The sequence below is a fragment of the Streptomyces sp. NPDC001980 genome (assembly GCF_040296885.1).
In the GTDB taxonomy this organism is placed as follows: Bacteria; Actinomycetota; Actinomycetes; order Streptomycetales; family Streptomycetaceae; genus Streptomyces.
Window position 1 is genome coordinate 11,805 of record NZ_JBEOYD010000026.1, and the last position, 25,283, is coordinate 37,087.

The following is a 25,283-nucleotide window of genomic DNA, read 5'->3' on the forward strand; positions in this document are numbered from 1 at the left end:
GCCGAGCACCCCGGAGGCCGAGATTTTTTTATGATCCGTCAACTACCGGACGCACCGGTCCAGTCGGCCTGTACATGGCCGAGCCGGACGCGCTGCGGATGGTCGCCGACCGGGACCGAGGTCACCTTCTGGCCGGTGCCGAAGTCGATGGCCGTCACCTGGTCGGCGCCGGCCTCGGAGATGATGCAGTCCTTGCCGTCACCGCTCACCGTCGCCCAGTACGGCGTGGACGCCGTGACGAGCGGCCCCTCCTGCAGGGTGGCGCGGTCCACGATCGTGGCGTAGTTGTCCATCGTGCCGGCCACGCACAGCTTGGTGCCGTCCGGCTTCATCGAGATGCCGTGGTGGCGCGAGTCCAGGAGCCAGGTGGTGCGGTCGGTGCTGGTCGCCGGGTTCGCCGGCAGCGTCTTCACCCGGGTGATCTTGTCGGTGGCGATGTCGTACTCCAGGAAGCCGTTGAAGAACGACACCTGGAAGTACATCTTGGACCAGTCCGGCGTGAAGGCCGCGGGCCGGACCGCGTCCGAGAAGTCCGTCAGGCCGATCGCGTTCAGCCGGTCCCGCATGTCGATGGTCTTGACCTGCTTGTAGGTGGTGGCGTCGGCGACGGTGATGTGCCGGTCGCCCTTCGTCCAGTCCCAGACCGGGTCGTCGAGCGAGGTGGTGACCTCGCCGATCGCCATGTTCCAGATGTACTTGCCGTCGGGGCTGAAGACGTTCTCGTGCGGCTTGTCCCCGGTGGCGAACTCGCCCAGTTCCTTGCCGGTGTCGATGTCCAGCACCTGCACCTTGTTCGCGGTGGACGCAGAGACCGCGACCTTCGTGCCGTCGGGGGAGACGGCCATGTGGTCGGCGCGGTAACCGGCCACCGGGAACCGCCAGTTGATCGTGTCGGTGGCGAGGTCGATGGAGACGACGTCGGCGAAGCTCGGGCGGGAGACGACCACGGACTTCCCGTCCGGCGTGGAGTACATGTCGTCCACGTACTGGTCGTGGCCCTGGCCGACCTCGTTGCGGATCGACGTGTAGTAGATCCACTTGATGGGGTCGGCGTTGATCTCGGCGATCCGCGCGTCCTTGTCGGGGACGACGTTGATCTGGCCGACCTTGGCGAAGTCGCCGGACGAGTTCAGGACGGTCGCGGTGCCGTCCCAGTTGTTGCCGACGAACAGTACCTCGCGCAGGGACGCGTCGGCCGCGGCGGTGGCGGCGGTCGCGGGTGCGGCGACGGTCAGGACGAGGGCGGCGGCTACGGAGCAAAGGTGCCTGGGTCTGAAAGCAGGCATGACTGCTCTCTCCTCTGAGGGGGGTGGGGACGCGCGCGTGCGGTCGCAGGGTCACGGAATCTGAACACGGGCGCGTTCAAAACGAACTTACTGAAAAGTAAGGAGGGGGTGGATGACTCCACAAGAGGCGTACGCGAGAAAATTGGCCATCGCGCGGTCGACGGAGGGGGCAATCTTGGCGGGCAGGCTCAAGGCACCGACGGGTCGCTACGGCGGCCGGTCCGCCGAGGAACGCAAGGCCGACCGGCGTCGGCGCTTCCTGGACGCGGCGCTCCAACTCTTCGGCGAGGCACCGGGGTTCCGTGCCACGACCGTCGCCGCACTGAGCCAGGCGGCGGGTCTGTCGACCCGTCAGTTCTACGAGGAGTTCCAGACCCTGGAGGATGTGCTCGCCGCGTTGCACCTGGAGGTCAACGGGTGGGCGGAGCGGGCGGTGGCCGATGCGTTCGCCGAGGCGGAACCGTTGCCGCTGGTCGAGCGGGTGACGGTGCTGTTCCGGGCGTACGCCCGTGACGTCACGTCGGATCCGCGGCGCATCCGGATCGCCTTCGTGGAGATCATCGGGGTGAGCCCCCGGCTGGAGGAGCAGCGGCTGGCGCGGCGGGCGCGGTGGGTGGAGCTGATATGCACCGAGGCGAACGCGGCGGTGGCGCGGGGGGATGCGGCGCCGCGGGACTACCGGCTGGCGGCGACGGCGTTCATCGGCAGCGTGAACGGGTTGCTGCACGACTGGAGTGCGGGGCGGGTGGAGGCGAGTCTGGACGAGGTCGTGGAGGAGTTGGTGCGGTTGTTGGTGGGGATCTTGCGGCCGGAGGGGTGGGTACCGGGGGGCCCGCGGTAGTCGTGTGTCTGCGGGTGCGTTGTGGCTGGGCGCGCAGTTCCTCCCCCAGCCTCCGGCCGGGGGTACCCCCAGCGCCCCTTGAGGGGCGCGTACGCCTCTCGGTGCCTAACGGGCCAGCTCGCCGAGCGACTCGGTCACCGGAGCCACGCCGTCCTCCGCCCGGATCCGCTCGCCCAACTCCTTTGCCCGCTCGGTGAATCCAGGATCCCGCGTCGCTTGGCGCAGAGCTCCCGCAAGCGCATTGACGCTCAGTCCCCGCAGCGGGACAACAGCCGGCGCCACCCCGAGGCCCACCAGTCGCGCTGCCCAGAAGCCCTCGTCGAACTGGATCGGCAGGGGTACCGCCGGCACCCCGGCTCGTAGCCCCGCCGCCGTCGTGCCCGCGCCCGCGTGGTGGACGACTGCTGCCATCCGGGGGAACAGGATCGAGTGCGGCATCTCGCCGATGGTCAGCATGTCGTCGCCGTCGGCGGTCAGGCCGCTCCAGCCGCTCTGGATCACCCCGCGCAGCCCGGCCCTGCGGAGGGCCGCCACGACCTGTCGGCTCAGCTGCTCGGCGTCGGGGACCGTGGCGCTGCCGAGGCCGACGAAGACCGGGGGCGGTCCGGCGTCGAGGAACGCCCGTACGTCGTTGGAGAGTTGGGCCTCACCGTCGTACGGCCACCAGTAACCGCACACCCCGAGGCCCTGGCGCCAGTCGTGCGGGCGGGGGACCACCTGGGGGCTGAAGCCGTGCTGGACGGGCCACAGCCGGCGCTCCCTGGCCCGGCGGGCGGCGCCGGAGCGCTGCGGGGGCAGGGCCAGGCGGGTGCGCAGCGCGGGGACGGTGGACGCGAAGACCTGCTCCACGGCCATGTTCACGCCGTGCCCGGCGAGCCGGTTGCCGGTGGCGCCCCAGGTGCCGCCGCCGAGTACGGGAGGCGCGAACTCCCGGGTGCTGGCGAGTGGTTGGAGGTAGACGCCCATGCTCGGCAGTCGTAGGCCCTCCGCGATCGTGTGGCCGATCGGGGCCAGGGAACCGGACAGCAGGAGTACATCGCTGGCCTGTGCGGCCGCGAGCAGGTCGTCGGTCATCCGGCCGACCAGCCGCCGGGCCATCTCCAGCACCCGCAGCAGTTTCCCGACCCCGCTGGCGCTGTGATGCAGCCCGCGCCCCCGCGTGGACTCCAGCTCGGTCCGGGGATCGACCGGCAGGGCGTGGAAACCGACTCCGGAGCCCTCGACCAGCCCCGCGAAGCGGCCGTGGGTGACCAGGGTGACCTCGTGTCCGGCACGGCTCAACCCGTACCCGAGTCCGGTGTAGGGGGCCACATCGCCCCGCGAGCCCGCCGTCATGATCGCTACGCGCACGACCAGCAGTATGGCGGCGCGTCCGCCCTCGTGGGGTGAACGACGCGAAGGACAGGGCGACTTCACGCCTGTCACAGCCGTTGACTTCACCCTCCGGCGGCTCTACGGTCGGCGCGCGACACGTTCGGGTCGCCGATCTGTGTTCGATATTCCGAACGTGAGCGAGTCGTACCCCCTCGTGCACCCCCGTGGAGGAGCCGCATGTACCCCCCGCCCAGATCGACCGGCCGCGGTCTTGTACGACACCTGTGGGCCGCTGCCGTACGCACCCTCGCCCTGACCCTGACGGCCGCGGCCGCGCTCCTCTTCGCCACCCCGGGGCCGGCCCAGGCGGCGACGGTCGCGCAGGTCTCGGTGCCCACCGCCCCGATGGGCTGGGCCTCCTGGAACAGCTTCGCGGCGAAGATCGACTACGACGTCATCAAGGCACAGGTCGACGCGTTCGTCGCGGCCGGGCTGCCGGACGCCGGCTACAAGTACATCAACATCGACGAGGGCTGGTGGCAGGGCACCCGGGACAGCGCCGGCAACATCACCGTCGACACCGGTGAGTGGCCCGGCGGCATGAGCGCCATCGCCGACTACATCCACAGCAAGGGCCTGAAGGCCGGCATCTACACCGACGCGGGCGCCAACGGCTGCGGCTACTACTACCCGACCGGCCGCCCCGCCGCCGCGAACACCGGCAGCGAGGGCCACTACGCGCAGGACATGCTCCAGTTCTCGGAATGGGGCTTCGACTTCGTGAAGGTCGACTGGTGCGGCGGCGACGCCGAGGGCCTGGACGCGGCCACCGCGTACAAGTCGATCAGCTCGGCCGTCGCCACGGCCGCGGCCACCACCGGCCGCCCGCTGACCCTGTCCATCTGCAACTGGGGCTACCAGAACACCTGGAACTGGGCGACGGGCCTCGCCCCCATGTGGCGGACCAGCACGGACATCTACTACTACGGCGGCACGGCGTCGCAGGCGGCGGTGCTGTCCAACTTCGACCAGACCCTGCACCCGGCCGCCCAGCACACCGGCTACTACAACGACCCCGACATGCTCACCGTCGGCATGTCCGGCCTCACGGCGGCCCAGAACCGCACCCACATGGCCCTGTGGGCGATCTCCGGCGCCCCGCTGCTCGCCGGTAACGACCTCACCACCATGACCAGCGAGACGGCCGCCATCCTCAAGAACTCCGACGTCGTCGCCGTCGACCAGGACCCGCGCGGCCTCCAGGGCGTCAAGGTCGCCGAGGACACCACCGGCCTCCAGGTCTACGGCAAGGTGCTCTCCGGCACCGGCAACCGTGCGGTCGTCCTCCTCAACCGCGCCTCAGCCGCCCAGAACATCACCGTCCGCTGGTCCGACCTCGGCCTGACCGGTGCCTCCGCGACCGTCCGCGACCTGTGGGCGCAGACGAACCTCGGCTCGTACGCGACGAGTTACACCGCCAGCGTCCCGGCCGGCGGCTCGGTCATGCTGAAGGTGAGCGGCGGTACGGAGGCATCGGGTACGAGTTACAGCGCGTCCTCCACCGGCAAGTACACCGGCGTCAGCGCCGCGAGCACCGGCCTGGACGTCGTCGACGTCGCCTACACCAACACCGGCTCCACCGCCGTCACCGGCACCCTCCAGGTCAACGGCCAGACGGCCACGACGGTCTCCTTCCCGCCGACCGGGTCCGCGCAGAGGACCGTGTCCGTGCAGGTCGACCTGAGCAAGGGGTCGGGCAACTCGCTCACGTTCAGCGGGAGTTCGCTGCCCACGCTCGGTGCGATCACCGTCAGCCCGATCCCCGGCACCAACGGCAGCCTGCTCGTCGGCAAGCCGTCCGGCCGCTGTGCCGACGTCTACAACAACACCATCACCAACGGCACCCAGGCCGAGATCTGGGACTGCAACGGCGGCCAGAACCAGGCCTGGACGTACACCTCGCGCAAGGAGTTCGTGGTGTACGGCAACAAGTGCCTGGACGCCTACAACCAGGGCACGACCAACGGCACCAAGGTCGTCATCTGGGACTGCAACGGGCAGAACAACCAGAAGTGGAACGTCAATTCGGACGGGACGATCACGAACGTGAACGCCGGGTTGTGCCTGGACGCGTATGGCGCGGGCACGAGCAACGGGACTTCGCTGGTGCTGTGGGCCTGCAACGGCGGGACCAATCAGCAGTGGAGCCAGAGTTGAGTTGAGCAGGTAGTTCTTCGGGCGCGGGTGGACTGTGGCTGGTCGCGCACACGCGGCGGTAGCCGCAGATCAGACACAGCCCCGCGCCCCTTTGGGGCGCGTTGCTGTTCAGGCCGACAGTGAGATCAGGGAAGTCGCCGCCAGGATGGCGCAGGCGAGGAGGAAGCCGGCGACGAGTCGCAGGCGCAGGGCCCGGTATCTGTGCTCGTACTCCTGCCTCAGGGTCTCCCCGCGTTCCGCCGTACGCTGCCAGGACATGCGGGCCAATGCCATGTACTCGGTCTCGAAATGCGGCTCGAGATCGGCTCGTTGGATGTGCGTGAGCCAGCCGATGCGGTCCGCGACCTGAGCCGCTGCCTTCCGGCCCTCCTCCCTGGTCGCCGCCAGCAGCAGATGTCCCTCGATCTGGCTGACCAGCGCGCGTTCCTCCTCCCGCGCCGTCATCGGGCGCTCAACTCCCGCTCCGCTGAGTGGTGCAGGTCGAACGCGGGTGACTCGCTGCGGATCTGCGGCAGGGAGACGAAGTTGTGGCGCGGGGGTGGGCACGACGTCGCCCACTCCAGGGAACGGCCGTAGCCCCAGGGGTCGTCCGACTCGACCTTCTCCCCGTACCTGGCCGTCTTCCAGACGTTGTAGAAGAACGGGAGCAGGGACGAGCCCAGCAGGAACGAGAAGATCGTCGAGACCGTGTTGAGAGTGGCGAACCCCTCCACCGCCAGGTAGTCGGGGATCCGGCGCTGCATGCCTTCGGCGCCCAGCCAGTGCTGGACCAGGAACGTGCCGTGGAAGCCGATGAACAGGGTCCAGAAAGTGATCTTGCCGAGGCGTTCGTCCAGCATCTTCCCGGTGAACTTGGGCCACCAGAAGTGGAAGCCGGCGAACATCGCGAAGACGACCGTACCGAAGACCACGTAGTGGAAGTGGGCGACGACGAAGTACGAGTCGGAGACGTGGAAGTCGATCGGCGGGGACGCGAGCATCACGCCGGTCAGGCCGCCGAAGACGAACGTCACCAGGAAGCCCGTGGCCCAGAGCATGGGCGTCTCGAAGGACAGGGAGCCCTGCCACATCGTGCCGATCCAGTTGAAGAACTTCACTCCCGTCGGGACGGCGATCAGGAAGGTCATGAAGGAGAAGAAGGGAAGCAGGACGCCGCCCGTGACGTACATGTGGTGGGCCCAGACGGTGACCGAGAGGCCGGCGATCGAGATGGTCGCCGCCACCAGGCCCAGGTAGCCGAACATCGGCTTGCGCGAGAAGACCGGGACGACCTCGCTGATGATGCCGAAGAACGGCAGCGCGATGATGTAGACCTCCGGGTGGCCGAAGAACCAGAACAGGTGCTGCCAGAGCAGTGCTCCGCCGTTGGCCGCGTCGAAGACGTGGGCGCCGAACTTGCGGTCCGCCTCAAGGGCGAGCAGCGCGGCGGCGAGGACGGGGAAGGCGAGCAGGACCAGCAGGGCCGTCAGGAGGACGTTCCAGACGAAGATCGGCATGCGGAACATGGTCATGCCCGGCGCGCGCATGCAGATGATCGTGGTGATGAAGTTGACCGCGCCGAGGATGGTGCCGAAGCCGGAGAGCGCCAGGCCCATGATCCACATGTCGGCGCCGATCCCCGGGGTGCGCACCGCGTCCGAGAGCGGGGCGTAGGCGAACCAGCCGAAGTCCGCCGCCCCCTGGGGGGTGAGGAAGCCGCCGACCGCGATGGTGGAGCCGAGCAGGTAGAGCCAGTAGGCCAGCATGTTCAGGCGCGGGAAGGCCACGTCCGGGGCACCGATCTGGAGCGGCATGATCCAGTTCGCGAAACCGGCGAACAGGGGGGTCGCGAACATCAGCAGCATGATCGTGCCGTGCATCGTGAACGCCTGGTTGAACTGCTCGTTCGACATGATCTGCAGGCCCGGGCGGGCCAGCTCGGCGCGCATCAGCAGGGCCATCACCCCGCCCACGCAGAAGAACGAGAACGCCGTGACCAGGTACAGCGTCCCGATCGTCTTGTGATCCGTGGTCGTCAGCCACTTGAGGTTCCTCATGCCCCGCCTGTGTCCGGGCTGTACGCACCGGTCACACTTCACGGATGCGACGAGCGTCACGGAGAAGGGTGTGACGATCGGGAAGGTGCCGGACACGAACGGGACATGAGCAACGACGAGATCTTCGCCGCTGCCTATCGCGAGCACTACTGGGCGGTCAGCCGCTATGTCGCGCGGCGACTGGACGGGCGGACCGGCGAGGTGGAGGAAGTGGTGGCGGAGGTGTTCACGGTGGCCTGGCGCCGCCGCGCCGACCTGCCGGCGGCCCCGCTGCCCTGGCTGTACGGCGTGGCACGCAACTGCCTCGCCAACGCGGTACGCGGGTACGGGCGCCGGCGCCGGCTGCTGGACCGGCTGGGCAACGACCAGACCGCGCACGGGCGGCACATCGTGGCCGCCCCGGACAGCGAGCGGCCCGGCGCCTGGGTGCACGACGCGCTGGCCCGGCTGTCCCCGGCCGACCAGGAAGTGCTGCGGCTGGCCGCGTGGGAGGAGCTCGGGGCCGACGAGATCGCGGTCGTCCTGGGCTGCGGCGGCCGCGCGGCGGCGATGCGGCTGCACCGCGCCCGCCACCGGCTCAGAGCCGAGATCGACCGACTGCGCCCGCCCGCCGCCGAGGCCCTTCCCGAGGAACACCGCCATGGCTGACGAACTCGACCTGCTGCGCGCCGCCGACCCGGCGCCCGCCGACGGCCCCCACTTCGGCGACGGACCTCTCGACCACACCGCCGAACGGCACCTCGACCGGCTGCTGCACGACACCCACTCCGGCCGTCGGACCTGGGCCCGGCCGCGCCTGCTGTGGGGGCTGGCCGCGGCCGCCGTCGTGACGGCCACCACGCTGACCGTGCTGTTCGGCGGGCCCTCGGGCGCCCCGGCCGTCGCCGCACCCCGGCCGCTGACCGTCCGCGCCCACTCCACCGCTGTCCCGCTCGCCGAGGTCGCGGAACTCGCCGCCGTGGCCGCCACGGACGGCTCCCCGGCGCTGCGCCAGGGCACTCATGTGCAGTCCTGGAGCCTGGCCATGAGCGACGACAGGCCGCCGGTCACGCTGCCCGAGGAGCGGGTGGTGCGCTGGCGGGCGGACGGCACGCACACCGAGGTGGTCGTGGCGACCGACCCGGACCACGCGGGCCGGCCCGTCCTGACCGACACGGGCCGGGTCGAGGACGGCCATGTGCTCAGCCGGCAGACGTTCCCGCCGATGTGGGGCGACGCCCCGCCCCTGTCCACACCCCCGCACGACCCCGCGAAGCTGCGCGCCTACCTCATCGACCTGATCCACAGCGGCACCCTCACCACGTCCGAACTCCTCGACGCCACCGCGGAGTTGCTGGACAACTGGACGCTCGGGGCGCGCGAGTCGGCGGCCCTGGCCGACCTGCTCGCCGACGCGAAGGGGCTACGGCCCGCCGGCCAGGTCACCGACCGGCTGGGCCGCACCGGGCAGGCGTACGTCCTCGACGAGGGCACCGGCGGACGGCGGATGCTGATCCTGGACCCGGCCACCGGTGCCGTACTCGGCCTGGAGACCACGTTCACCCGGGACGACCCCGCGTACGGGGTGCGGGCCGGGGACGTCATGGAGTACCGCGCCTGGATGCGCTGACCCTCACACCCCGAGCTGCCGGGCGGCCGCCGCCACCGTCTGCTCCAGCAGCACGGCGATGGTCATCGGGCCGACCCCGCCCGGCACCGACGTGATCAGCGAGGCCCGCTCGACGGCGGTGTCGAAGTCGACGTCACCGACGTTGCCCTCGTTGTAGCCCGCGTCGAGCACGACAGCGCCCGGCTTGAGGTCCTGGCCCCGGATCAGCCGGGGCCGGCCGACGGCGGCGACCACGATGTCCGCCTCCCGGACGACCGCCGACAGGTCGCGGGTGCGGGAGTGGCAGTAGGTGACGGTGGCGTCGCGGGCGAGCAGGAGCATGCCGGCCGGCTTGCCCAGGATCGCGCTGCGGCCGACCACCACCGCCCGCTTCCCGGCCGGGTCGACGTCGTACGCGTCGAGCAGGCGCAGGATGCCGCCGGGGGTGCAGGAGACGAAGCCCGGCAGGCCGAAGCTCATCGCCGCGAACGACGCGAAGGTCACGCCGTCCACGTCCTTCTCCGGCGCGATCGCCTCGAACGCGGCCCGCTCGTCGATGTGTTCGCCGACCGGGTGCTGGAGCAGGATGCCGTGCACGGCCGGGTCGGTCGACAACTCGCGCAGTACGGCGACGAGTTCAGCGGTGGTCGTGGCGGCGGGCAGGGCCACGTGCCGGGAGGCGATGCCGGCCTTGCGGCTGCGGTTCTGCTTCATCCGGACGTAGGTGACGGAGGCGGGGTCCTCGCCGACCAGCACGGTCGCCAGACACGGCGTGACACCGGTCCGTGCGGTGAGGTCGGCGGCCCGCTTCGCGGTCTCCTCGACGGTCCGGCGGGCGACGGCGGTTCCGTCGTCCCCCAGTGCCTTAAGGGCCTGGGAGGTGCCCCCAGGCGGGCCTGGGTCATGCGGCACACTCCTGAGCTGGTTCGACCTTGATCGCCCAGGCGCACGGCATCGACAGTGCGGACCGCTCCCCGGTGGTGCTCCACCTCAGCGCCAGTCACGGCCCGCCTTCAGGGTAACCGAGTCGCTCGGTGTCTCCGGTGGCAGTGCGCGGTCCGCAGGAGCGCCCGCAGCAGCGCGGTGCACGCGCGGGGCCGCGGGCGGCGGGCGTGGCCCAGTGCCGCCCGCGCCGAGAAGGTCCAGGTCAACCGTGAGCTGACCTGGACCCGCCCGGTCCTTGCGACTACTCGTCCCATGCCTGGATCATGATCTGTTCGGCGATCTTGCCGTCGCGCAGCGTGATCATCGACTCGGCGAGCACCCGGACCCCGTCCCCGTACTCGCAGGACTCGCTGAAGGCGGCCTGGTCGCCCTGGACGATGCACTGGTCCAGGGTGTGCGTCATGTCGCGGCTGTAGACGTCGTCCAGCAGCGCGGCGATGTCCTGGCGGCCGTGCAGGACCTTGGGGTGGCTGGGCTGGGTGTTGCGGTCGATGATGCGGATCTCCGCGTCGTCCGCGTAGAGCGCCAGAAGACTGTTCCCGGTGTTCCCCTCTATCGCCCGGCGCAGCGTGTCGGTGTCGAACGTGGAACCCGTCGCGGTGCCCATGGTGACCTCCTGCGGGAGCCCGCGACCCGATGCGGAGCGGGCCGCGCGAGCCCCTCACATCGAGCGTCCCCCGCCCCGCCGGGCTCGGCAAGCGCAGGCCGCGCGCTCCGCCTTGCGGGTGAGGGGGAGCGGCTGCCCGTGTCCGGCCCGGCGCCGAAGCCGTTGCTGAGGACATGATCTCAACACGACGTATCGTCGCCGCCGTCGGCCTTGCCGTCGGGGTCACCGGCCTCGCCGCGCCGCTGGCGACTGCGGCCGACGCGAGCGCGCAGCACCCCGGGAAGCTCACCGCGCTCGGCGTGCTCGACTCGGTCACCCGCAGCGACATCCCCGCGGAGTACCGGGACAAGATGCCGAAGGTCTCGGAGCAGGTGCAGGGGCTGAACGGAGTCCACAAGCTCGGCGAACTGCACCAGGTCACCGACCTGGCCGCGCCCGCCATGGGGCTGGTGCCGGGCATCGAAGCCTGACCGCGCCGTACACCGAGGGGCCGTCCCGGCAGGGGCGGCCCTCCTCGTTGCCCGCTCTCAGTGCTGCGAGGCCAGGAACTGCGTCGCCGCCAGCTCCGCGTACAGCGGGTCCGCCGCCACCAGTTCCCGGTGTGTGCCCACCGCGCGGACCCGGCCCGCGTCCATGACGACGATCCGGTCCGCCATGGTCACCGTCGACAGCCGGTGCGCGACCACCAGGACCGTGGTCGACCGCGCCACGTCGGCGACGGTGTCCCGGAGCGCCGCCTCGTTGACCGCGTCCAGCTGCGAGGTGGCCTCGTCCAGGAGCAGCAGCCGGGGCCGGCGCAGCAACGCCCTTGCGATCGCCACCCGTTGGCGCTCCCCGCCGGACAGCTTGGTCCCGCGATGGCCGACCAGCGTCTCAAGACCCTGCGGCAGCCGGGCGACCAGACCGTCGAGCCTGGTCGTCTTCACCACCCGCGCGACCGCGTCCTCGTCCGCCTCCGGATTGCCAAGAAGCAGGTTGTCCTTCAGCGTGCCCGACAGCACCGGCGCGTCCTGCTCGACGTACCCGATGGCCGAACGCAGCAGCGGCAGGTCCCAGTCGGCGACCGGACGGCCGTCGACGGCGATCGTGCCGGACTCGGGGTCGTAGAACCGCTCGATCAGCGAGAAGACGGTGGTCTTGCCCGCGCCGGACGGCCCGACGAACGCCGTCATGCCCCGCGCGGGGACGTCGAAGCTGACGCCGTGGTGGACGTACGGCAGGTCGTCGGCGTAGCGGAAGCGTACGTCGGTGAAGGCGACGGCGGCCGGTTCGGCGCCGGCGGACGGCAACTCGGCGGAGCGGGAGGGGGGTTCGGCGGGCAGCCGCAGCGCCTCCTGGATCCGGGCGAGCGCGCCGGCGCCGGTCTGGTACTGGGTGATCGCGCCGACGACCTGCTGGATCGGCTGCATCAGATAGAAGACGTAGAGCAGGAAGGCCACCAGCGTGCCCACGCCGATCGCGCCGGTCGCCACCCGCGCCCCGCCCACCGCGAGCACCGTGATGAACGCCAGCTGCATCGCGAGCCCCGCCGTGTTGCCCGCCGCGGCCGACCACTTGGCGGCCCGCACGCTCTGCCGCCAGGACTCCTCGGCGGCCTCGTGCAGGGCGAGTTCCTCCCGGTGTTCGGCGCCGGACGCCTTCACCGTGCGCAGCGCGCCCAGCACCCGTTCCAGCGAGGCCCCCATCACGCCGACCGCGTCCTGCGCCCGGCGGCTCGCCCGGTTGATGCGCGGCACGATCGTGCCCAGCACCGTGCCCGCCGCGGCGATCACGACGAGGGTGACGGCAAGGAGCACCGGATCGACCACCCCCATCATCACCACCGTGGCGACCAGGGTGAGTCCGCCGGTGCCGAGCGCGACCAGCGAGTCCGTGGTGACCTCGCGCAGCAGGGTGGTGTCCGAGGTGATCCGCGCCATCAGGTCACCGGGTTCGGTCCGGTCCACCGCGGTGATCCGCAGCCTGAGCAGATACGACGACAGAGTGCGCCGTGCCCCGAGCACCACCGACTCCGCGGTGCGCCGCAGGACGTACGAACCCAGCGCGCCCACCCCGGCGTTGGCGACCACCAGACCCGCCATCGCGAGCAACTTGCCCGTGATGGAACGGTCGTGGGACAGGTCGTCGATCAACCCCCGGGCCACCAGCGGCAGCAGCAGCCCGGTCGCACCCGTCACCAGCGAGAGCGCCGCGCCGGCCAGCAGGGCCCAGCGGTGCGGCCGTACGTAGGAGAGGAGCAGCCGGAACACGGGCTCTTTCCTCGGGATCGTCGGAACTGCGTCTGCGGCGGTCACGGTGCTCCTCGTCCGGGCGGTGGGCGGCGCCCTCCGACGCCCCCAGGCTACGACGGCCGCTCCCGGCACCGGGGCCCGGTCAGCCGCGGGCGGAACCGAGCTTCGCCAGGGTCGCGTCGAGGTCGGCCGGACGCGGCCGGTTGTGAGGCAGCTTCGACAGGACCGCGGCCATCCCGCAGGTGTCGGTGAGCGCCGAGAACACCAGGCCGCCCGCGACCCCCGCCGACAGCAGCAGCCAGGCCGGGTGCAGCAGGCCGAGGCCCAGGCCCACGAGCACGGCCGACCCGGCGGTGAACCGTACCTGGCGCTCCATGGCCCAGGTCGCACGGGACTCGCCCCGCGGCCGGTGCAGTTCGTGACCGCGCTCGGCCCAGCCGCGCGTGCCGCCGGTGAGGGTGGCCGCCGGGATGCCGTGCTCGGCGAGGACCACCCGGGCGTTCTCGGCCCGCGCGCCGGAGGCACACACGAGGAGGAGCTCGCCGCCCGCGGCGCGGAGCGCGGGCAGGGCCCGGCGCAGGGCGTCCAGGGGGATGTTGTGGGCGCCGGGCACATGGCCGGCGGCGTACTCGCCGGGTGTGCGGACGTCGACGACGGTCAGCTCCGGCAGACGGGCGAGGACCTGGTCGGGGGTGAGATCCGGGTTCGGGGGAGTAGGGGTCATGGCGGGTGCGATCCTTCCTTGCAGTGATGAGCGACGGGTTCGCCCGAGGGGCGGGTAACATACCCCTACGGGTATGTGAGGAGTGGTGGTCGTGGAGCTTCAGTTCGAGGGCGACGAGCTCAAGTCGGTGCTGAACCGGCTACGCCGGGCGCAGGGGCAGATCTCCGGCGTGATCAAGATGATCGAGGAGGGCCGCGACTGCGAGGACGTGGTCACCCAGCTCGCCGCCGCCTCGCGCGCCCTGGACCGGGCGGGCTTCGCGATCATCGCGACCGGGCTCCAGCAGTGCATCGCCGATCCCGGCCGGAACGGGGCGGACGGTGAGACGACCGAGCAGATGAAGGCGCGGCTGGAGAAGCTGTTCCTGTCGCTGGCCTGAGCGGCAGCTCCCCGAAGGGGCGCTGGGGGTCCCCCCGGCCGATGGCTGGGGGAGGAACTGCGCGACCAGCCATGACGGCGCCGCAGTCGGCAGACGACAGTTCGCGGCGCTTCCAGCGGAGCGCTCAGCCCGTCAGCCGACCGCGTCGGCCAGCATGAACGCGGCCACCGCGAGCAGCGCACAGGCGAAGAGCCGCTGGAGGGTGCCCGCGGAGAGCCGGGCCGCGAGCCGCTTGCCGTCCCAGGCGCCGAGGATCGCGGCCCCGGCGAAGGGGCCCACGGCCGACCAGTCGACGTCCGCCGCCGAACCGGCGCGCGCCGCCAGCGCGGTGACCGAGTTGACCGTGATGACCAGCAGGCTCGTGCCGATCGCCGCGCGCATCCGCAGCCCCACGACGTTCACCAGGGACGGTACGGCGAGGAAGCCGCCGCCCACCCCGAGCACCCCGGTCACCGCGCCGAGACCGGCGCCCGCCCCGGCCACCCGGGACGCCCGAGCCGGTACCGGCGCCGTGGACGGGGCGGCCGCCGGCCGCAGCATGCGCAGTGCCGCCACGGCGGCGAGCACCGCGAACGCCACGGTCAGCAGCGCCGCCGGCAGCTGCCGGGAGACCGCCCCGCCGACCGCCGCCGGCCCGATCCCGGCCGCCGCGAACACCGCACCGGCCCGCCAGCGCACCTCACCCTCGCGGGCGTGCGCGACCAGTGCGGTGGCCGAGGTGACCGTGACGACGACCAGGCTCGCGGTGGTGGCCGCGGCCGGGGTGAAGCCGAGCAGATAGATGAGTGCCGGTACGGCCAGCACGCTGCCGCCGCCGCCCAGGGCCCCGAGCGCCAGCCCGGTGACGGCCCCGGCGCCGAGGGCGAGCAGGAGCGCGCTCATCCGGCGGTGCCCTCGGCTGTCACCGCGAACCCCGCCGCGAGCCAGGCGGTCATCCCGCCCACGACGTCCACCGCGTCCAGCCCCCGGGCGGTCAGCAGCGCTGCCGCCTCCCGCGACCGCCGCCCCGAGCGGCAGATCACGACGAGCGGGCGGTCCGCCGCGGCCGGCGGCAGCGGAGCCCCGGCCGCCAGCCCGGACAGCGGGGCGTGCACGGCCCCCGACGCGTGTCCGGCCGCCCATGCGTCGGCCTCGCGGACGTCCAGCAGGACGGCATCCGCGTCCGTGCGCTCCCGCGCCTCGGCCGGGGTGAGCCGGGCCATCGGCAGCCCGGCCGCACGCGCCGCCGCGAACCCGTCGTCCACGGCCACCACATCGCGCCCGGCCGCGTCGAGGAGGGAGGCGGCGACAGCGGCCCGCATCCCACCGGCGCAGTGCACCCACACCGTGCCGCCGGGTATCTCGCCCAGCCGCTCCCGCACCTGGTGGAGGGGTATGTGGAACGAACCCCGTATGTGTCCGCCGGCCCGCTCCGTGTCCCGGCGCACGTCCAGGACGACGACGTCCGCCGTGCCGCGTGCGGCCAGTTGCGCGAAGGTGGCCCGGGGGAAGGAGCGGGGCCGCTCGCCCGCGCGCAGCCAGGCCTCCGGTGCGCCGGTGGCGGCCGCGGCCGGGCGGTCGATGCCGACGCGGGTCAGCTCGCGCTGGGCGGCGGCGAGCTGGGCCGCCGAGTCGGCGAGCAGCGTGACCGGCCGGCCCCAGGGCAGCAGCCAGGCCAGATAGGTGGCGAGCTGTCCGTCGGCCTCGAAGTTCAGGGTGCCCGGGACATGCCCCTCGGCGAACGCCACCCGGTTGCGCAGGTCCACCACCCACTCCCCGGCGGCCAGCCGCGCCGCGATCTCCGCCGCGTCCGCCCGGCCCGGCGGCGTGAGGTCGACGGGAGTCGGTCCCCCGGAGTTCAGCGGGCCCATGTGGGCGTAGTACGCCGGTACGTCGTCGAGCCCGGCCAGCAGCTCCGCGACGAACGTGTCGACGTCCTTGACCAGGGCGTTGTTCACCGCGCGCTCCCGGCCGACGGTGGTGGCCGGCCCGGTGGCGTCCCCGGCCGAGCAGAAACTGCCGAAGCCGTGCGTCGGCAGTACCGCCGTCCCGTCCGGCAGCTCGGCGGCCAGCCGGTGCGCCGAGGCGTGCTGCGCCCGCGCCAGCTCGCCGGTGAGCCGGGGCTCCACCAGGTCGGGCCTGCCGACCGTGCCGATCAGCAGTGAGCCGCCGGTGAAGACGGCCACCGCGTGGCCGGTCTCCTCCAGGACGTACGACGTGTGGTGCGGGGTGTGCCCGGGGGTGGCCAGGGCGCGCAGCGCAAGGCCCGCCTCGATCTCCAGCACGTCCCCGTCGGCCACCGGTACCCGCTCGTACGCCACCCGCGCCCCGGCCGGCACCACGTACGCGGCCCCGGTCAGCCGGGCCAGCTCCAGGCCGCCGGAGACGTAGTCGTTGTGCACGTGCGTCTCCACGACCTGCGTGAGCCGCACCCCGCGCCGGGCGACCGCCGCCAGCACCCGGTCGACGTCCCGGGGCGGATCGACCGCGACGGCGCCGTGCGCCCCGCCCGCCAGATAACTGCGGTTGCCCAGTCCGGGCACCTCGATGGTGTCGACGAAGGACACGGCAGCACACTCCTCTCCTCGATCCCCAGGTGAATTACCCCCGGGGGTATATGCGTCACCGTAGCAGAGGTACCCCCGGGGGTATGTGGTCGAGGGGGCGGCAACACGAACGGCGGCGGTACGTGAAGATCCGCGTCCATCGATGCGTGCCGTCGCTGATCGTTCCCGCGTAGGGTCGGAAGACAGCACGTCAGCAGAGCGACGAAAGGGCAGGCCCATGGCGCAGGAAGTACGCGGCGTGATCGCACCGGGCAAGGACGAGCCCGTGCGGGTCGAGACGATCGTGGTGCCCGACCCGGGGCCGGGCGAAGCCGTCGTACAGGTGCAGGCCTGCGGGGTCTGTCACACCGACCTGCACTACAAACAGGGCGGGATCACCGACGAGTTCCCGTTCCTGCTCGGCCACGAGGCCGCCGGGGTGGTGGAGTCGGTCGGCGCGGGCGTCACGGACCTCGCGCCCGGTGACTTCGTGATCCTCAACTGGCGTGCCGTGTGCGGGGCCTGCCGGGCCTGTCTGCGCGGGCGGCCCTGGTACTGCTTCAACACCCACAACGCCAAGCAGAAGATGACCCTCGCCTCGACCGGCCAGGAGCTCTCCCCGGCGCTCGGCATCGGCGCCTTCGCCGAGAAGACGCTGGTCGCCGCCGGACAGTGCACCAAGGTCGACCCGGCCGTCTCCCCGGCGGTCGCCGGGCTGCTGGGCTGCGGGGTGATGGCGGGCATCGGCGCCGCGATCAACACGGGCAACGTCGGCCGGGGCGACTCGGTCGCCGTGATCGGCTGCGGCGGGGTCGGCGACGCGGCGATCGCCGGGTCCCGCCTTGCGGGCGCCGCGAAGATCATCGCCGTCGACATCGACGACCGGAAGCTGGAGAAGGCCCGCTCCCTGGGCGCCACCCACAGCGTCAACTCGCGCGAGACCGACCCCGTCGAGGCGATCCGCGACCTGACCGGCGGCTTCGGCGCCGACGTCGTCATCGAGGCGGTCGGCCGCCCGGAGACGTACAAGCAGGCCTTCTACGCCCGCGACCTCGCCGGCACCGTCGTCCTGGTCGGCGTACCCACCCCCGAGATGAAGCTGGAACTCCCGCTCCTCGACGTCTTCGGCCGCGGCGGCGCCCTCAAGTCGTCCTGGTACGGCGACTGCCTGCCCTCCCGGGACTTCCCCATGCTGATCGACCTGCACCTGCAGGGGCGGCTGCCGCTGGACGCCTTCGTCACCGAGACCGTCCAGCTCGACGAGGTGGAGAAGGCGTTCGAGCGGATGCACCAGGGCGACGTGCTGCGTTCGGTGGTGGTGCTGTGATGACCACGCGCATCGAACGCCTTGTCACCTCCGGGCAGTTCACCCTCGACGGCGGCACCTGGGACGTCGAGAACAACGTCTGGATCGTCGGCGACGAACGCGAAGTGATCGTCATCGACGCCGCGCACGACGCCCAGGCCATCGCCGAGGCGGTCGACGACCGCGTCCTGAAGGCGATCGTCTGCACCCACGCCCACAACGACCACATCGACGCGGCGCCCGCCCTCGCGGACCTCACCGGCGCGAAGATCTGGCTGCACCCCGACGACCTGCCGCTGTGGAAGCTCACCCACCCCGACCGCGACCCCGACAACCACCTGTCCGACGGGCTGGTCATCGAGGCCGCGGGCGCCGACCTGACCGTGCTGCACACGCCCGGCCACGCGCCCGGCGCGGTCTGCCTCCACGAACCCGGCCTGGGCGTCGTCTTCACCGGCGACACCCTCTTCCAGGGCGGACCCGGCGCGACCGGACGGTCGTACTCGCACTTCCCGACGATCATCGACTCCATCCGGGACAAGCTGCTCACCCTCCCGCCGGAGACGAAGGTCCTGACCGGACACGGCGACCCGACCACGATCGGCGCCGAGGCACCCCAGCTGGCGGAGTGGATCGCCCGGGGACACTGACCCGCACGTGATGTCGGCTTCCGCGGAGGGCCCGCCACCGGCCACCGCGGATCCGGCACGCCCCTCAGCCGTCCGACTCCACCCGGGTCGGCCAGAGCGCCGGGTGCCCCGGAGGCAGCGCGAGATCCTCGCGTACGGCGGTGTAGTAGCGCTCCCGGCAGGCCCGCTGCCGTGCCAGCAGGTCCTGCCAGGCGTCCGGGTCGACCGTCCCGGAGCGCATGAACCGCTCCATGGCCATCACCGCGGTCACCCACTCCCGTGCCTGCTCCACCACCTCCCGGCTGCCCAGCATGATCAGCGCCTCCCCGGCCGGATCACGGCCGTCGGTGGCCGCCGCCAGCTGCGGCTCGGCCTCGGCCGGGGAGATCGGGTGCGGATGCGGGTCGTTGCCGAGATGGGCGGCGACGCGGTAGGTGAGGTTCACCGTTTTCTTCAGCGCCCGCGCGTAGTCGCTGTACACGGCCAGCCGCCGCTCCTCCCAGCGCGCCTCCTGTTCCCGCCGGAACCGCGCCCGGTCACCCCGCACCACCGCGAGGTACGAGCCGAGCGCGCCGATCACGACGCCTATCAGGGCGGGTAGTTGCTGCAGGAACGCGGTCATGTGCGCACGCTATCTGTCCTGTTGATCGTCCGGCCCGTACGGTCGTCGTCATGACCGGACTGACTCGCTTTGCCGGACACGGAGTTCTCGTCACGGGCGCGGCCCGCGGCATCGGCGCGGCCGTCGCCCGCCGGCTGGCCGAGGAGGGCGCACGGGTGCTGGCGACCGACCGGGACCTGCCCGAGGCGGAGCGGACGGCGGCCGGGCTGCGCGAACAGGGGCTGGCGGTGGCGGCGTTCGCCTGTGACGTCGCCGACCGGGACTCGGTGGAGGCGGCCGTCGAGCGGGCCGTCGGCTCCTTCGGCAGGCTCGACGTCCTGGTGAACTGCGCCGCGCACTGCACCCCGGACCTCCCCCTCTTCGAGGACCAGCCGGACGACGCGTGGGCCCTGGACCTCGACATCACGCTCACCGGCGTCCACCGCTGCTGCCGCGCCGCCCTCCCGCACCTGGCCGCCTCGGGCCGGGGTGCGATCGTCAGCATCGGCTCCGTCAACGCCCGCGCCGACTTCGGCAACCACGCCTACAGCGCCGCCAAGGCCGGCCTCGGCTCGCTGACCCGCACCCTCGCCGGGCACGCGGCCGCGCGCGGGGTGCGGGTCAACCTGGTGGAGCCGGGCACGGTCCGCACCTCGGCCTGGGCGGGCCGGGAGGACGAACTCGACGCCGTCCGCTCGCTGTATCCGCTCGGCCGGGTCGGCGAACCCGAGGACATCGCCGCGGCCGTCGCGTTCCTCGCCTCCCGCGACGCCGCCTGGATCACCGGCACCACCCTGAGCGTCGACGGCGGACTCACCGCCGTGCACAGCGGGTTCCACGCGGCGCTGCGGCCGCACCGGGAGGCCCGGCGCGGCTCAGAGAGCAGCTGAGGCGGTCGCGAGCACGGCCAGCACGCGCCGGGTGTCGTCCTCCGTGGTCCGCCAGTTGCTGTACGCCGCCCGCAGCGCCGGCACCCCGTCGTAGACCGTCGGTGTCAGGAACGCCTCCCCGGACGCGGCGACCGCCCGGGCCAGCGCGTCCACCCGCTCCTGCGTCGGGTGCTCGGCGAGGGTGAAGCAGACGACGTTGAGCCGGACCGGGGCGAGCAGGCGCAGGGCGGGCAGCTCCTCGATGCCGGCGCCGAGACGGCGGGCCTCGGCGACGTTGCGCTCGACGATCTCGCGGTGCCCGTCCCGGCCGTACGCCGTCAGCGCGAACCAGGCCGGCAGCGCGCGCATGCGGCGGGAGGTCTCCGGGGTGAGGTGCAGGAAGTCCGGGGTGCCGGTCGGTAGGCCCAGGTACGGGGACTCGTTCTGGAAGACGGCCACCTGGAGGTCGCGGCGGCGGGTGAACTGGACGGCCGCGTCGTAGGGGACGTTGAGCCACTTGTGCAGGTCCACACAGACCGAGTCGGCCGCGTCCAGACCGGCGACGAGCGGGGCGTGGGCGGGGGAGAGGGCGGCGAAGGCGCCGAACGCGGCGTCCACGTGCAGCCAGAAGTCGTACCGCTCCTTCAGGGCGGCGATCGCCCGCAGGTCGTCGAAGTCGACGGTGTTCACGGTGCCCGCGTTGGCGACGACGATCGCGGGCCGCCCGTCCAGCGCGTCGAGCGCCGCGTCGAGCGCGGTCACGTCCACCGCCTCCCGGTTGCCGGGCAGCAGCGGCACCGGGCGCAGCCGGTCCCGGCCGATGCCGAGCATCGACAGCGCCTTGCCGACGCTGGAGTGCGGGCTGCCGGAGAGCACGTCGACCGGGCCGAGCGCGGCGGCCCCCGCCCGGGAGACGTCCACCCCGAGCCGCTCGCCGAGCCATTCCCGGGCGATGGCCAGGCCGACCGTGTTCGACATCGTGGCCCCGGTCACAAACGCTCCGCTGTGCGCCTCGCCGAGCCCGAACAGCTCGGCCAGCCAGGCCACGGTCTCGCGCTCCAGGGCGGCACCCCAGGAACCGGCGTCCCCGGCCAGGTTCTGGTCGTAGGCCGAGGTCAGCCAGTCGCCGGTGAGCGACGCGGGGGTCACACCGCCGGTGACGAAACCGAGGTAACGTGGCCCGGCCGAGGCGGACATACCCGGCGCCCACCGCTCGGTGAACCGGGCCAGCGCGCCGGCACCGCCCTCCCCCCGTTCGGGCAGCGGCGCCCGCGAGGGTGCGGGGCCGAGCGCGGCCACCGGCCGCTCGGCCGACCCGGCCGCCGCACGGGCGGCGACGTCGCGGGCGGACTGGAGGAGTTCGGGAAGCCGGGCGAGATCGTCGGCGAGTGCGGGGTGCATGAACCGCACACTAGGTCGGCCACGACGCTGTGGCGCGGGCCACTTCCGGGTAAGTGGACCGATGCCGGCAGCGGCGGCCGCGGCGGCTAAGTTAACCGTTTCGTCACAGCCCGCCCCGGGCTACAACCAATGCCGCGCATCGGGCGGTCCAGTACGACGAGACCACAGGACAGAAAAAGGAGACAGACGCCACATGGGGGACATACGTAGACGAAGTGCCGTAGTGCTCGGTGTCACCGGACTGGTGGCGCCGCTCACGCTCGCCCTCACCTCCGCTCCGGCGCAGGCGGCGAGCTGCACCACGCAGGCCGGGCCGTACCAGAAGCAGGTGGAGAAGTTCCTCGGGCGGCCGGTCGACGGCAAGCAGTCCACCGCCGACTGCAAGGCGATCCAGGCCTTCCAGAACAAGCACGGCATCACGCCCGCCGTCGGGTACGCGGGTCCCGTCACCTGGGGCGTGATGGATCTGATGAACAAGCAGAAGGCCGTCGGGAACAAGCCCAACAAGGACGGCAAGTGCCCGACGAACAAGGGACGCATCGCCTGCGTCAACCTCACGCTCCAGCTGAGCTGGATCCAGGACGGCAACAAGCTGGTCTACGGCCCGGTGCCGGTCCGTACCGGCCGCGACGGGTTCGAGACGCGGACCGGTCTGAAGAAGATCTACTGGCGTGACATCGACCACGTCTCGTCCGTCTACAACGTGCCGATGCCCTACAGCCAGTTCTTCGACGGCGGCCAGGCCTTCCACTCGGTGGGTCTCAGCATGTGGAACCCGCCGGGCTCGCACGGCTGTGTGAACATGACCACGAAGGACGCCAAGAAGTACTGGTCGCTGCTGAAGACCGGCGACGACGTCTACGTCTACGGCCGCAAGCCGGGCACCTGACGGCGCCCGGCCCGCCGCCGGCCCCGGCCGGCGGCTTCGGCTCAGCTCTCCGGGGCGTCCCCGAAGTCCGGGATCTCCAGCCTGGCCCCGCCCTGCCGCGCGGACTCGTGCGCGATGATGCCCGGCAGGGTGTAGCGGGCCGCGACCCACGCGTTGACCGACGGCAGGCTGCGCGTGTTGACGGCGGTCACGAAGTCGTCCACCAGGAAGTGGTGGCTGCCCTCGTGCCCGTTGTGCAGCGCGTCGAACTCCCGCGGCAGCCGCGCCCGGTCGTGCACCGGCGCCGACCCCGAGGTGAAGGCGGCCCGCAGCTCCGGCGCGATGTGCTGGAGCGAGGGGTCGTCGGGCGACATGGTGGGCTTGGGCTCCAGGAGCTCGCTGATGTCCTGGACGCCCTTCTTGTCCTGCCACAGCGCCACCGTCGCCAGCTGCTCCATGCTGGCCTCGGTCCCGAAGAACCGGAAGCGCGATTCGCGGATGTGCGACGGATAGCCCACCCGCCGGAACTCGTTCGTACGGAACGAGCCGCCGCCCGCCACCTCGAACAACGCGGTCGCGTTGGAGATGTCGTTGCCGAACTGGCTGACCTCCTTGTCGAAGACGCCGTCGCCCCGGTCGTCCACGACCCCGATCGCCGACACGCTCACCGCGTGCGTCTGCCAGGCGCCGAGCACCCCGCCCACCGCGTGCGTCGGGTAGAGCAGCGGGGGATAGCTGGCGGTCGCCTTCCAGTTCTCGCCGCCGCTGTAGCGGTAGGCGTCGTAGAAGCCGAGGTCCATGTCGTGGACGTAGTCGCCCTCGGCGTAGAACAGCCGCCCGAAGGCGCCCTCGGCGATCTGGTTGCGGGCGTGCACGGTCGCCGGGTTGTACTGGCTGGTCTCGCCCATCATGTACGTCAGGCCGGTCGCCTTGACGGTGTCGATGATCGCGGCGATCTCCTCGGTCGTGATCGCCATGGGGACCGCGGAGTACACGTGCTTGCCGGCGTTCAGGCCCTGGAGGACCAGCGGGCCGTGCGTCCAGCGCTGGGTGAAGATCGCGACCGCGTCGACGTCGGACTCCAGCATGGCCTCGTACGACGGGAAGGTGCCCGCCAGACCCTGGGCGGCGGCGAGCTTCTCCGCCCGCTCGGGCAGCAGGTCGGTGACGTACACGTCGCCGACGCCGGGATGGGCCTGGAACAGCGTGGCGAACTGGCCGGAGAACTGTCCGGCGCCGACGATGCCGAGTGAGAAAGTCATGGGGGTTACTTTCGTCGCGGAAGAATCTTGGCGTCAAGGGGCGGAAGGAAGTCAGGAAGGTGCGAGCAGGGCGCTTATGCGGCGCACCCGGCGCACAGTAGGGTGGCTTGGTTGCTTCAGTTCCGGAAGAAAAGGGATGCTGTGACCGACTGGCTGCCGCTGAGCTCGGCGGAGCGCTCCGTGGCGATCGAGGTGCTCGTCAACGGCCCGCTGTCGCGCACCGAGCTGGCTCGTCGGCTGAACCTCTCCCAGGGCAGCCTCACCCGCCTCACCAAGCCGCTGATCGAGTCCGGCCTGCTCGTCGAGGCCCCCTGGGCGGGCGCCCCGGCGGAGGCGCGCCAGGGCCGCCCCTCGCAGCCGCTCGACGTGGTCGCCGAGTCCCGGTCCTTCCTCGGCTTCAAGATCACCGACGAGATGGTCTACGCCGTCGTCACCAGCCTCAGGAGCGACATCGTCGCCCGCCTCGACCGGCCCCTCACCGGCCATGACCCCAAGTACGTCGCCGACCTGCTGGCCGACATGACCGCCGAGCTCGCCGCCCGCCACCCCGCGATCGCGGGCATCGGCATCGGTGTCGGCGGGTTCGTGCGCGAGTACGCGGTGGTCGGCGAGTCGCCCTACCTGTCCTGGCGTGACGTCCCGCTGGCCGGGCTGGTCCGGGAGCGCACCGGCCTGCCGGTCGTCGTGGAGAACGATGTGGCCGCCCTGGTCGAGGCCGAGACCTGGTTCGGTGCCGGCCGCGGACTCGACCGCTTCGTCGTGCTGACCATCGGCGCCGGCATCGGCTACGGCCTGGTGCTCGGCGGCAGGCGGGTCCCCTGCGCCGAGGAGGACCGCGGCTTCGGGCGGCACTGGATCATCGACCCCCTGGGCACGCTCACCCCGCAGGGCGAGCGCGGCAGCGCCGTGTCGCTGCTCACCATCCCCAGCATCCGCTACCAGGTCCGGGCCGCCACCGGCCGCGACGCGTCGTACGAGGAGATCCTCGCCGGCGCCGCCGCGGGCGAGCCGATGGCCGCACGGGTCATCGGCGAGGCCGGCCGGGCGCTGGGCACGCTGCTCGCGCAGATCGCCAACTTCGTCATGCCGGAGAAGATCCTGCTGGCCGGGGAGGGGGTCGGCCTGATGGAGGTGGCCGGCGACACGGTGCGGGAGACGGTCCGCGCCCACCGGCATCCGCTCGCCGCCCCGATCGGCCTGGAGACCAAGGTCTCCGACTTCCACGACTGGGCGCGGGGCGCGGCCGTCCTGGCGATCCAGGTTCTGGTGCTCGGCCGGGCCGGCGGCTGAACTGCCGTTTCCGCAGGTGCAGCCGTTGCCGGACCGCATCGAACTCCCGCCTGTGCTTGACACATTGACGTGATGAGTAACACGGTCCGATATGTCCATATCGGTCGTACTTACTCACGGCGCCTTCACGCCGAGCGGCATATGCTTCACACCATGTCCACCAGTGTTGAAACCGTCACCGAGCGATCGGCCGACGAGGTCAACGAGGAGATCCGGGCCCTGTGGCTCCGGTCGGGCGGGACACTGAGCACCGAGCAGCGCGAGGAGTACCAGCGGCTCGTCCTCGAATGGGCGGCAGCGACCCCGTAGCAGCCGGGCCAGACGGCCTGACCGGCCCGTCCCGGGCACCCCCAGCGGATGGGTG

25 protein-coding genes, 1 pseudogene and 1 riboswitch are annotated in these 25,283 nt (G+C 71.9%); of the genes and pseudogenes, 12 read left to right on the forward strand and 14 right to left on the reverse strand.

Annotated features, from left to right (window positions below):
• Positions 1–38 precede the first annotated feature (38 nt).
• Positions 39–1,286: a YncE family protein gene (locus ABT137_RS32485; RefSeq protein ID WP_351714683.1), complete on the reverse strand. Its 1,248-nt coding sequence runs from the start codon at positions 1,284–1,286 to the stop codon at positions 39–41.
• Positions 1,287–1,461: 175 nt separating this feature from the next.
• Between ABT137_RS32485 and ABT137_RS32490 the strand changes: the two genes are divergently transcribed.
• Positions 1,462–2,127, forward strand: coding sequence for a TetR/AcrR family transcriptional regulator (locus ABT137_RS32490; RefSeq protein WP_351714684.1), 666 nt, complete (start codon positions 1,462–1,464; stop codon positions 2,125–2,127).
• Between the two features lie 105 nt (positions 2,128–2,232).
• On the opposite strand, the gene ABT137_RS32495 is transcribed toward ABT137_RS32490, so the two are convergent.
• Positions 2,233–3,462 carry a glycosyltransferase gene (locus ABT137_RS32495; protein ID WP_351714793.1) on the reverse strand — a complete coding sequence of 410 codons (1,230 nt, stop codon included), beginning with the start codon at positions 3,460–3,462 and terminating at the stop codon, positions 2,233–2,235.
• Between the two features lie 216 nt (positions 3,463–3,678).
• Between ABT137_RS32495 and ABT137_RS32500 the strand changes: the two genes are divergently transcribed.
• Entirely contained in the window at positions 3,679–5,658 is a 1,980-nt protein-coding gene (locus tag ABT137_RS32500; protein WP_351714685.1) for an RICIN domain-containing protein, read from the forward strand.
• 108 nt (positions 5,659–5,766) lie between these two features.
• Here ABT137_RS32500 and ABT137_RS32505 read toward each other — a convergent pair whose 3' ends face one another.
• Together ABT137_RS32505 and ctaD are read right to left on the reverse strand one after the other, a co-directional pair.
• Positions 5,767–6,102 carry a hypothetical protein gene (locus ABT137_RS32505; RefSeq protein ID WP_351714686.1) on the reverse strand — a complete coding sequence of 112 codons (336 nt, stop codon included), beginning with the start codon at positions 6,100–6,102 and terminating at the stop codon, positions 5,767–5,769.
• Positions 6,099–7,694, reverse strand: a complete 1,596-nt coding sequence (ctaD, locus tag ABT137_RS32510) for an aa3-type cytochrome oxidase subunit I (protein WP_351714687.1) — start codon at positions 7,692–7,694, stop codon at positions 6,099–6,101. Before ctaD ends, ABT137_RS32505 begins: the two co-directional genes overlap by 4 nt.
• A 105-nt stretch (positions 7,695–7,799) precedes the next feature.
• Between ctaD and ABT137_RS32515 the strand changes: the two genes are divergently transcribed.
• Together ABT137_RS32515 and ABT137_RS32520 are read left to right on the forward strand one after the other, a co-directional pair.
• A complete protein-coding gene (locus tag ABT137_RS32515) occupies positions 7,800–8,342 on the forward strand; it encodes an RNA polymerase sigma factor (RefSeq protein WP_351714688.1) in 543 nt (180 codons plus the stop codon).
• A complete protein-coding gene (locus ABT137_RS32520; RefSeq protein ID WP_351714690.1) occupies positions 8,335–9,303 on the forward strand; it encodes a CU044_5270 family protein in 969 nt (322 codons plus the stop codon). Before ABT137_RS32515 ends, ABT137_RS32520 begins: the two co-directional genes overlap by 8 nt.
• Positions 9,304–9,306: 3 nt before the next feature.
• Here the strand turns inward: ABT137_RS32520 and ABT137_RS32525 are convergent, their stop codons facing one another.
• Together ABT137_RS32525 and ABT137_RS32530 are read right to left on the reverse strand one after the other, a co-directional pair.
• Positions 9,307–10,194: a bifunctional 5,10-methylenetetrahydrofolate dehydrogenase/5,10-methenyltetrahydrofolate cyclohydrolase gene (locus ABT137_RS32525; RefSeq protein ID WP_502984607.1), complete on the reverse strand. Its 888-nt coding sequence runs from the start codon at positions 10,192–10,194 to the stop codon at positions 9,307–9,309.
• A gap of 19 nt (positions 10,195–10,213) precedes the next feature.
• Positions 10,214–10,296: riboswitch (ZMP/ZTP riboswitch) on the reverse strand.
• Between the two features lie 172 nt (positions 10,297–10,468).
• A complete protein-coding gene (locus tag ABT137_RS32530) occupies positions 10,469–10,834 on the reverse strand; it encodes a nuclear transport factor 2 family protein (RefSeq protein WP_351714691.1) in 366 nt (121 codons plus the stop codon).
• Positions 10,835–11,007: 173 nt separating this feature from the next.
• Between ABT137_RS32530 and ABT137_RS32535 the strand changes: the two genes are divergently transcribed.
• Positions 11,008–11,304, forward strand: a complete 297-nt coding sequence (locus tag ABT137_RS32535; RefSeq protein WP_351714692.1) for a hypothetical protein — start codon at positions 11,008–11,010, stop codon at positions 11,302–11,304.
• Between the two features lie 57 nt (positions 11,305–11,361).
• Here the strand turns inward: ABT137_RS32535 and ABT137_RS32540 are convergent, their stop codons facing one another.
• A complete protein-coding gene (locus ABT137_RS32540) occupies positions 11,362–13,128 on the reverse strand; it encodes an ABC transporter ATP-binding protein (protein ID WP_351714693.1) in 1,767 nt (588 codons plus the stop codon).
• A 79-nt stretch (positions 13,129–13,207) separates the two neighbouring features.
• Positions 13,208–13,789 carry a rhodanese-like domain-containing protein gene (locus ABT137_RS32545; RefSeq protein WP_351714694.1) on the reverse strand — a complete coding sequence of 194 codons (582 nt, stop codon included), beginning with the start codon at positions 13,787–13,789 and terminating at the stop codon, positions 13,208–13,210.
• A gap of 91 nt (positions 13,790–13,880) precedes the next feature.
• On the opposite strand from ABT137_RS32545, the gene ABT137_RS32550 reads away from it, so the two are divergent.
• Positions 13,881–14,168, forward strand: a complete 288-nt coding sequence (locus ABT137_RS32550) for a metal-sensitive transcriptional regulator (protein WP_351714695.1) — start codon at positions 13,881–13,883, stop codon at positions 14,166–14,168.
• A 132-nt stretch (positions 14,169–14,300) separates the two neighbouring features.
• On the opposite strand, the gene ABT137_RS32555 is transcribed toward ABT137_RS32550, so the two are convergent.
• The 3 genes and pseudogenes from ABT137_RS32555 to ABT137_RS32565 all read right to left on the reverse strand — a co-directional run.
• A complete protein-coding gene (locus ABT137_RS32555; protein WP_351714696.1) occupies positions 14,301–15,050 on the reverse strand; it encodes a sulfite exporter TauE/SafE family protein in 750 nt (249 codons plus the stop codon).
• Positions 15,047–15,370, reverse strand: a complete 324-nt coding sequence (locus ABT137_RS32560) for a rhodanese-like domain-containing protein (RefSeq protein ID WP_351714795.1) — start codon at positions 15,368–15,370, stop codon at positions 15,047–15,049. Before ABT137_RS32560 ends, ABT137_RS32555 begins: the two co-directional genes overlap by 4 nt.
• Positions 15,368–16,714: pseudogene (locus ABT137_RS32565) on the reverse strand (MBL fold metallo-hydrolase); the annotation flags it as partial. The gene ABT137_RS32560 and the pseudogene ABT137_RS32565, both read right to left, overlap by 3 nt.
• Positions 16,715–16,931: 217 nt before the next feature.
• Here ABT137_RS32565 and ABT137_RS32570 point away from each other — a divergent pair.
• Both ABT137_RS32570 and ABT137_RS32575 read left to right on the forward strand, forming a co-directional pair.
• Positions 16,932–18,020 carry an S-(hydroxymethyl)mycothiol dehydrogenase gene (locus tag ABT137_RS32570; RefSeq protein WP_351714697.1) on the forward strand — a complete coding sequence of 363 codons (1,089 nt, stop codon included), beginning with the start codon at positions 16,932–16,934 and terminating at the stop codon, positions 18,018–18,020.
• The gene (locus tag ABT137_RS32575; RefSeq protein ID WP_351714698.1) at positions 18,020–18,649 is read left to right on the forward strand and encodes an MBL fold metallo-hydrolase; all 630 of its coding nucleotides are present in this window, start codon (positions 18,020–18,022) and stop codon (positions 18,647–18,649) included. The genes ABT137_RS32570 and ABT137_RS32575 overlap by 1 nt, the downstream gene beginning before the upstream one ends.
• A gap of 64 nt (positions 18,650–18,713) precedes the next feature.
• Here ABT137_RS32575 and ABT137_RS32580 read toward each other — a convergent pair whose 3' ends face one another.
• Positions 18,714–19,250 carry a hypothetical protein gene (locus ABT137_RS32580; RefSeq protein ID WP_351714699.1) on the reverse strand — a complete coding sequence of 179 codons (537 nt, stop codon included), beginning with the start codon at positions 19,248–19,250 and terminating at the stop codon, positions 18,714–18,716.
• A 50-nt stretch (positions 19,251–19,300) separates the two neighbouring features.
• On the opposite strand from ABT137_RS32580, the gene ABT137_RS32585 reads away from it, so the two are divergent.
• The gene (locus ABT137_RS32585; protein ID WP_351714700.1) at positions 19,301–20,119 is read left to right on the forward strand and encodes an SDR family NAD(P)-dependent oxidoreductase; all 819 of its coding nucleotides are present in this window, start codon (positions 19,301–19,303) and stop codon (positions 20,117–20,119) included.
• On the opposite strand, the gene ABT137_RS32590 is transcribed toward ABT137_RS32585, so the two are convergent.
• Positions 20,105–21,499 (reverse strand): pyridoxal phosphate-dependent decarboxylase family protein, encoded by a 1,395-nt coding sequence (locus tag ABT137_RS32590; RefSeq protein ID WP_351714701.1) that lies wholly within the window; start codon positions 21,497–21,499, stop codon positions 20,105–20,107. The genes ABT137_RS32585 and ABT137_RS32590 overlap by 15 nt on opposite strands.
• A 193-nt stretch (positions 21,500–21,692) precedes the next feature.
• Between ABT137_RS32590 and ABT137_RS32595 the strand changes: the two genes are divergently transcribed.
• Positions 21,693–22,388, forward strand: a complete 696-nt coding sequence (locus tag ABT137_RS32595) for a L,D-transpeptidase family protein (RefSeq protein ID WP_293991301.1) — start codon at positions 21,693–21,695, stop codon at positions 22,386–22,388.
• A gap of 41 nt (positions 22,389–22,429) precedes the next feature.
• Here ABT137_RS32595 and ABT137_RS32600 read toward each other — a convergent pair whose 3' ends face one another.
• Complete coding sequence (locus ABT137_RS32600) at positions 22,430–23,629, reverse strand: Gfo/Idh/MocA family protein (protein ID WP_351714702.1); 1,200 nt, start codon at positions 23,627–23,629, stop codon at positions 22,430–22,432.
• A gap of 141 nt (positions 23,630–23,770) precedes the next feature.
• Here ABT137_RS32600 and ABT137_RS32605 point away from each other — a divergent pair, with 141 nt between their 5' ends.
• Positions 23,771–24,919, forward strand: coding sequence for an ROK family protein (locus tag ABT137_RS32605; protein ID WP_351714703.1), 1,149 nt, complete (start codon positions 23,771–23,773; stop codon positions 24,917–24,919).
• Positions 24,920–25,072: 153 nt separating this feature from the next.
• Positions 25,073–25,228, forward strand: a complete 156-nt coding sequence (locus ABT137_RS32610; protein ID WP_351714799.1) for a hypothetical protein — start codon at positions 25,073–25,075, stop codon at positions 25,226–25,228.
• Positions 25,229–25,283: the final 55 nt, after the last annotated feature.

Bases quoted from the DNA above. Each gene is read 5' to 3' on its own strand.
- ABT137_RS32485 (WP_351714683.1), bottom strand. From the start codon at position 1,286: ATGCCTGCTTTCAGACCCAGGCACCTTTGCTCCGTAGCCGCCGCCCTC.
- ABT137_RS32495 (WP_351714793.1), bottom strand. From the start codon at position 3,462: ATGACGGCGGGCTCGCGGGGCGATGTGGCCCCCTACACCGGACTCGGG.
- ABT137_RS32500 (WP_351714685.1), top strand. From the start codon at position 3,679: ATGTACCCCCCGCCCAGATCGACCGGCCGCGGTCTTGTACGACACCTG.
- ABT137_RS32505 (WP_351714686.1), bottom strand. From the start codon at position 6,102: ATGACGGCGCGGGAGGAGGAACGCGCGCTGGTCAGCCAGATCGAGGGA.
- ctaD (WP_351714687.1), bottom strand. From the start codon at position 7,694: ATGAGGAACCTCAAGTGGCTGACGACCACGGATCACAAGACGATCGGG.
- ABT137_RS32515 (WP_351714688.1), top strand. From the start codon at position 7,800: ATGAGCAACGACGAGATCTTCGCCGCTGCCTATCGCGAGCACTACTGG.
- ABT137_RS32520 (WP_351714690.1), top strand. From the start codon at position 8,335: ATGGCTGACGAACTCGACCTGCTGCGCGCCGCCGACCCGGCGCCCGCC.
- ABT137_RS32530 (WP_351714691.1), bottom strand. From the start codon at position 10,834: ATGGGCACCGCGACGGGTTCCACGTTCGACACCGACACGCTGCGCCGG.
- ABT137_RS32535 (WP_351714692.1), top strand. From the start codon at position 11,008: ATGATCTCAACACGACGTATCGTCGCCGCCGTCGGCCTTGCCGTCGGG.
- ABT137_RS32545 (WP_351714694.1), bottom strand. From the start codon at position 13,789: ATGACCCCTACTCCCCCGAACCCGGATCTCACCCCCGACCAGGTCCTC.
- ABT137_RS32555 (WP_351714696.1), bottom strand. From the start codon at position 15,050: ATGAGCGCGCTCCTGCTCGCCCTCGGCGCCGGGGCCGTCACCGGGCTG.
- ABT137_RS32560 (WP_351714795.1), bottom strand. From the start codon at position 15,370: ATGGCCCGGCTCACCCCGGCCGAGGCGCGGGAGCGCACGGACGCGGAT.
- ABT137_RS32570 (WP_351714697.1), top strand. From the start codon at position 16,932: ATGGCGCAGGAAGTACGCGGCGTGATCGCACCGGGCAAGGACGAGCCC.
- ABT137_RS32575 (WP_351714698.1), top strand. From the start codon at position 18,020: ATGACCACGCGCATCGAACGCCTTGTCACCTCCGGGCAGTTCACCCTC.
- ABT137_RS32580 (WP_351714699.1), bottom strand. From the start codon at position 19,250: ATGACCGCGTTCCTGCAGCAACTACCCGCCCTGATAGGCGTCGTGATC.
- ABT137_RS32585 (WP_351714700.1), top strand. From the start codon at position 19,301: ATGACCGGACTGACTCGCTTTGCCGGACACGGAGTTCTCGTCACGGGC.
- ABT137_RS32590 (WP_351714701.1), bottom strand. From the start codon at position 21,499: ATGCACCCCGCACTCGCCGACGATCTCGCCCGGCTTCCCGAACTCCTC.
- ABT137_RS32595 (WP_293991301.1), top strand. From the start codon at position 21,693: ATGGGGGACATACGTAGACGAAGTGCCGTAGTGCTCGGTGTCACCGGA.
- ABT137_RS32600 (WP_351714702.1), bottom strand. From the start codon at position 23,629: ATGACTTTCTCACTCGGCATCGTCGGCGCCGGACAGTTCTCCGGCCAG.
- ABT137_RS32610 (WP_351714799.1), top strand. From the start codon at position 25,073: ATGTCCACCAGTGTTGAAACCGTCACCGAGCGATCGGCCGACGAGGTC.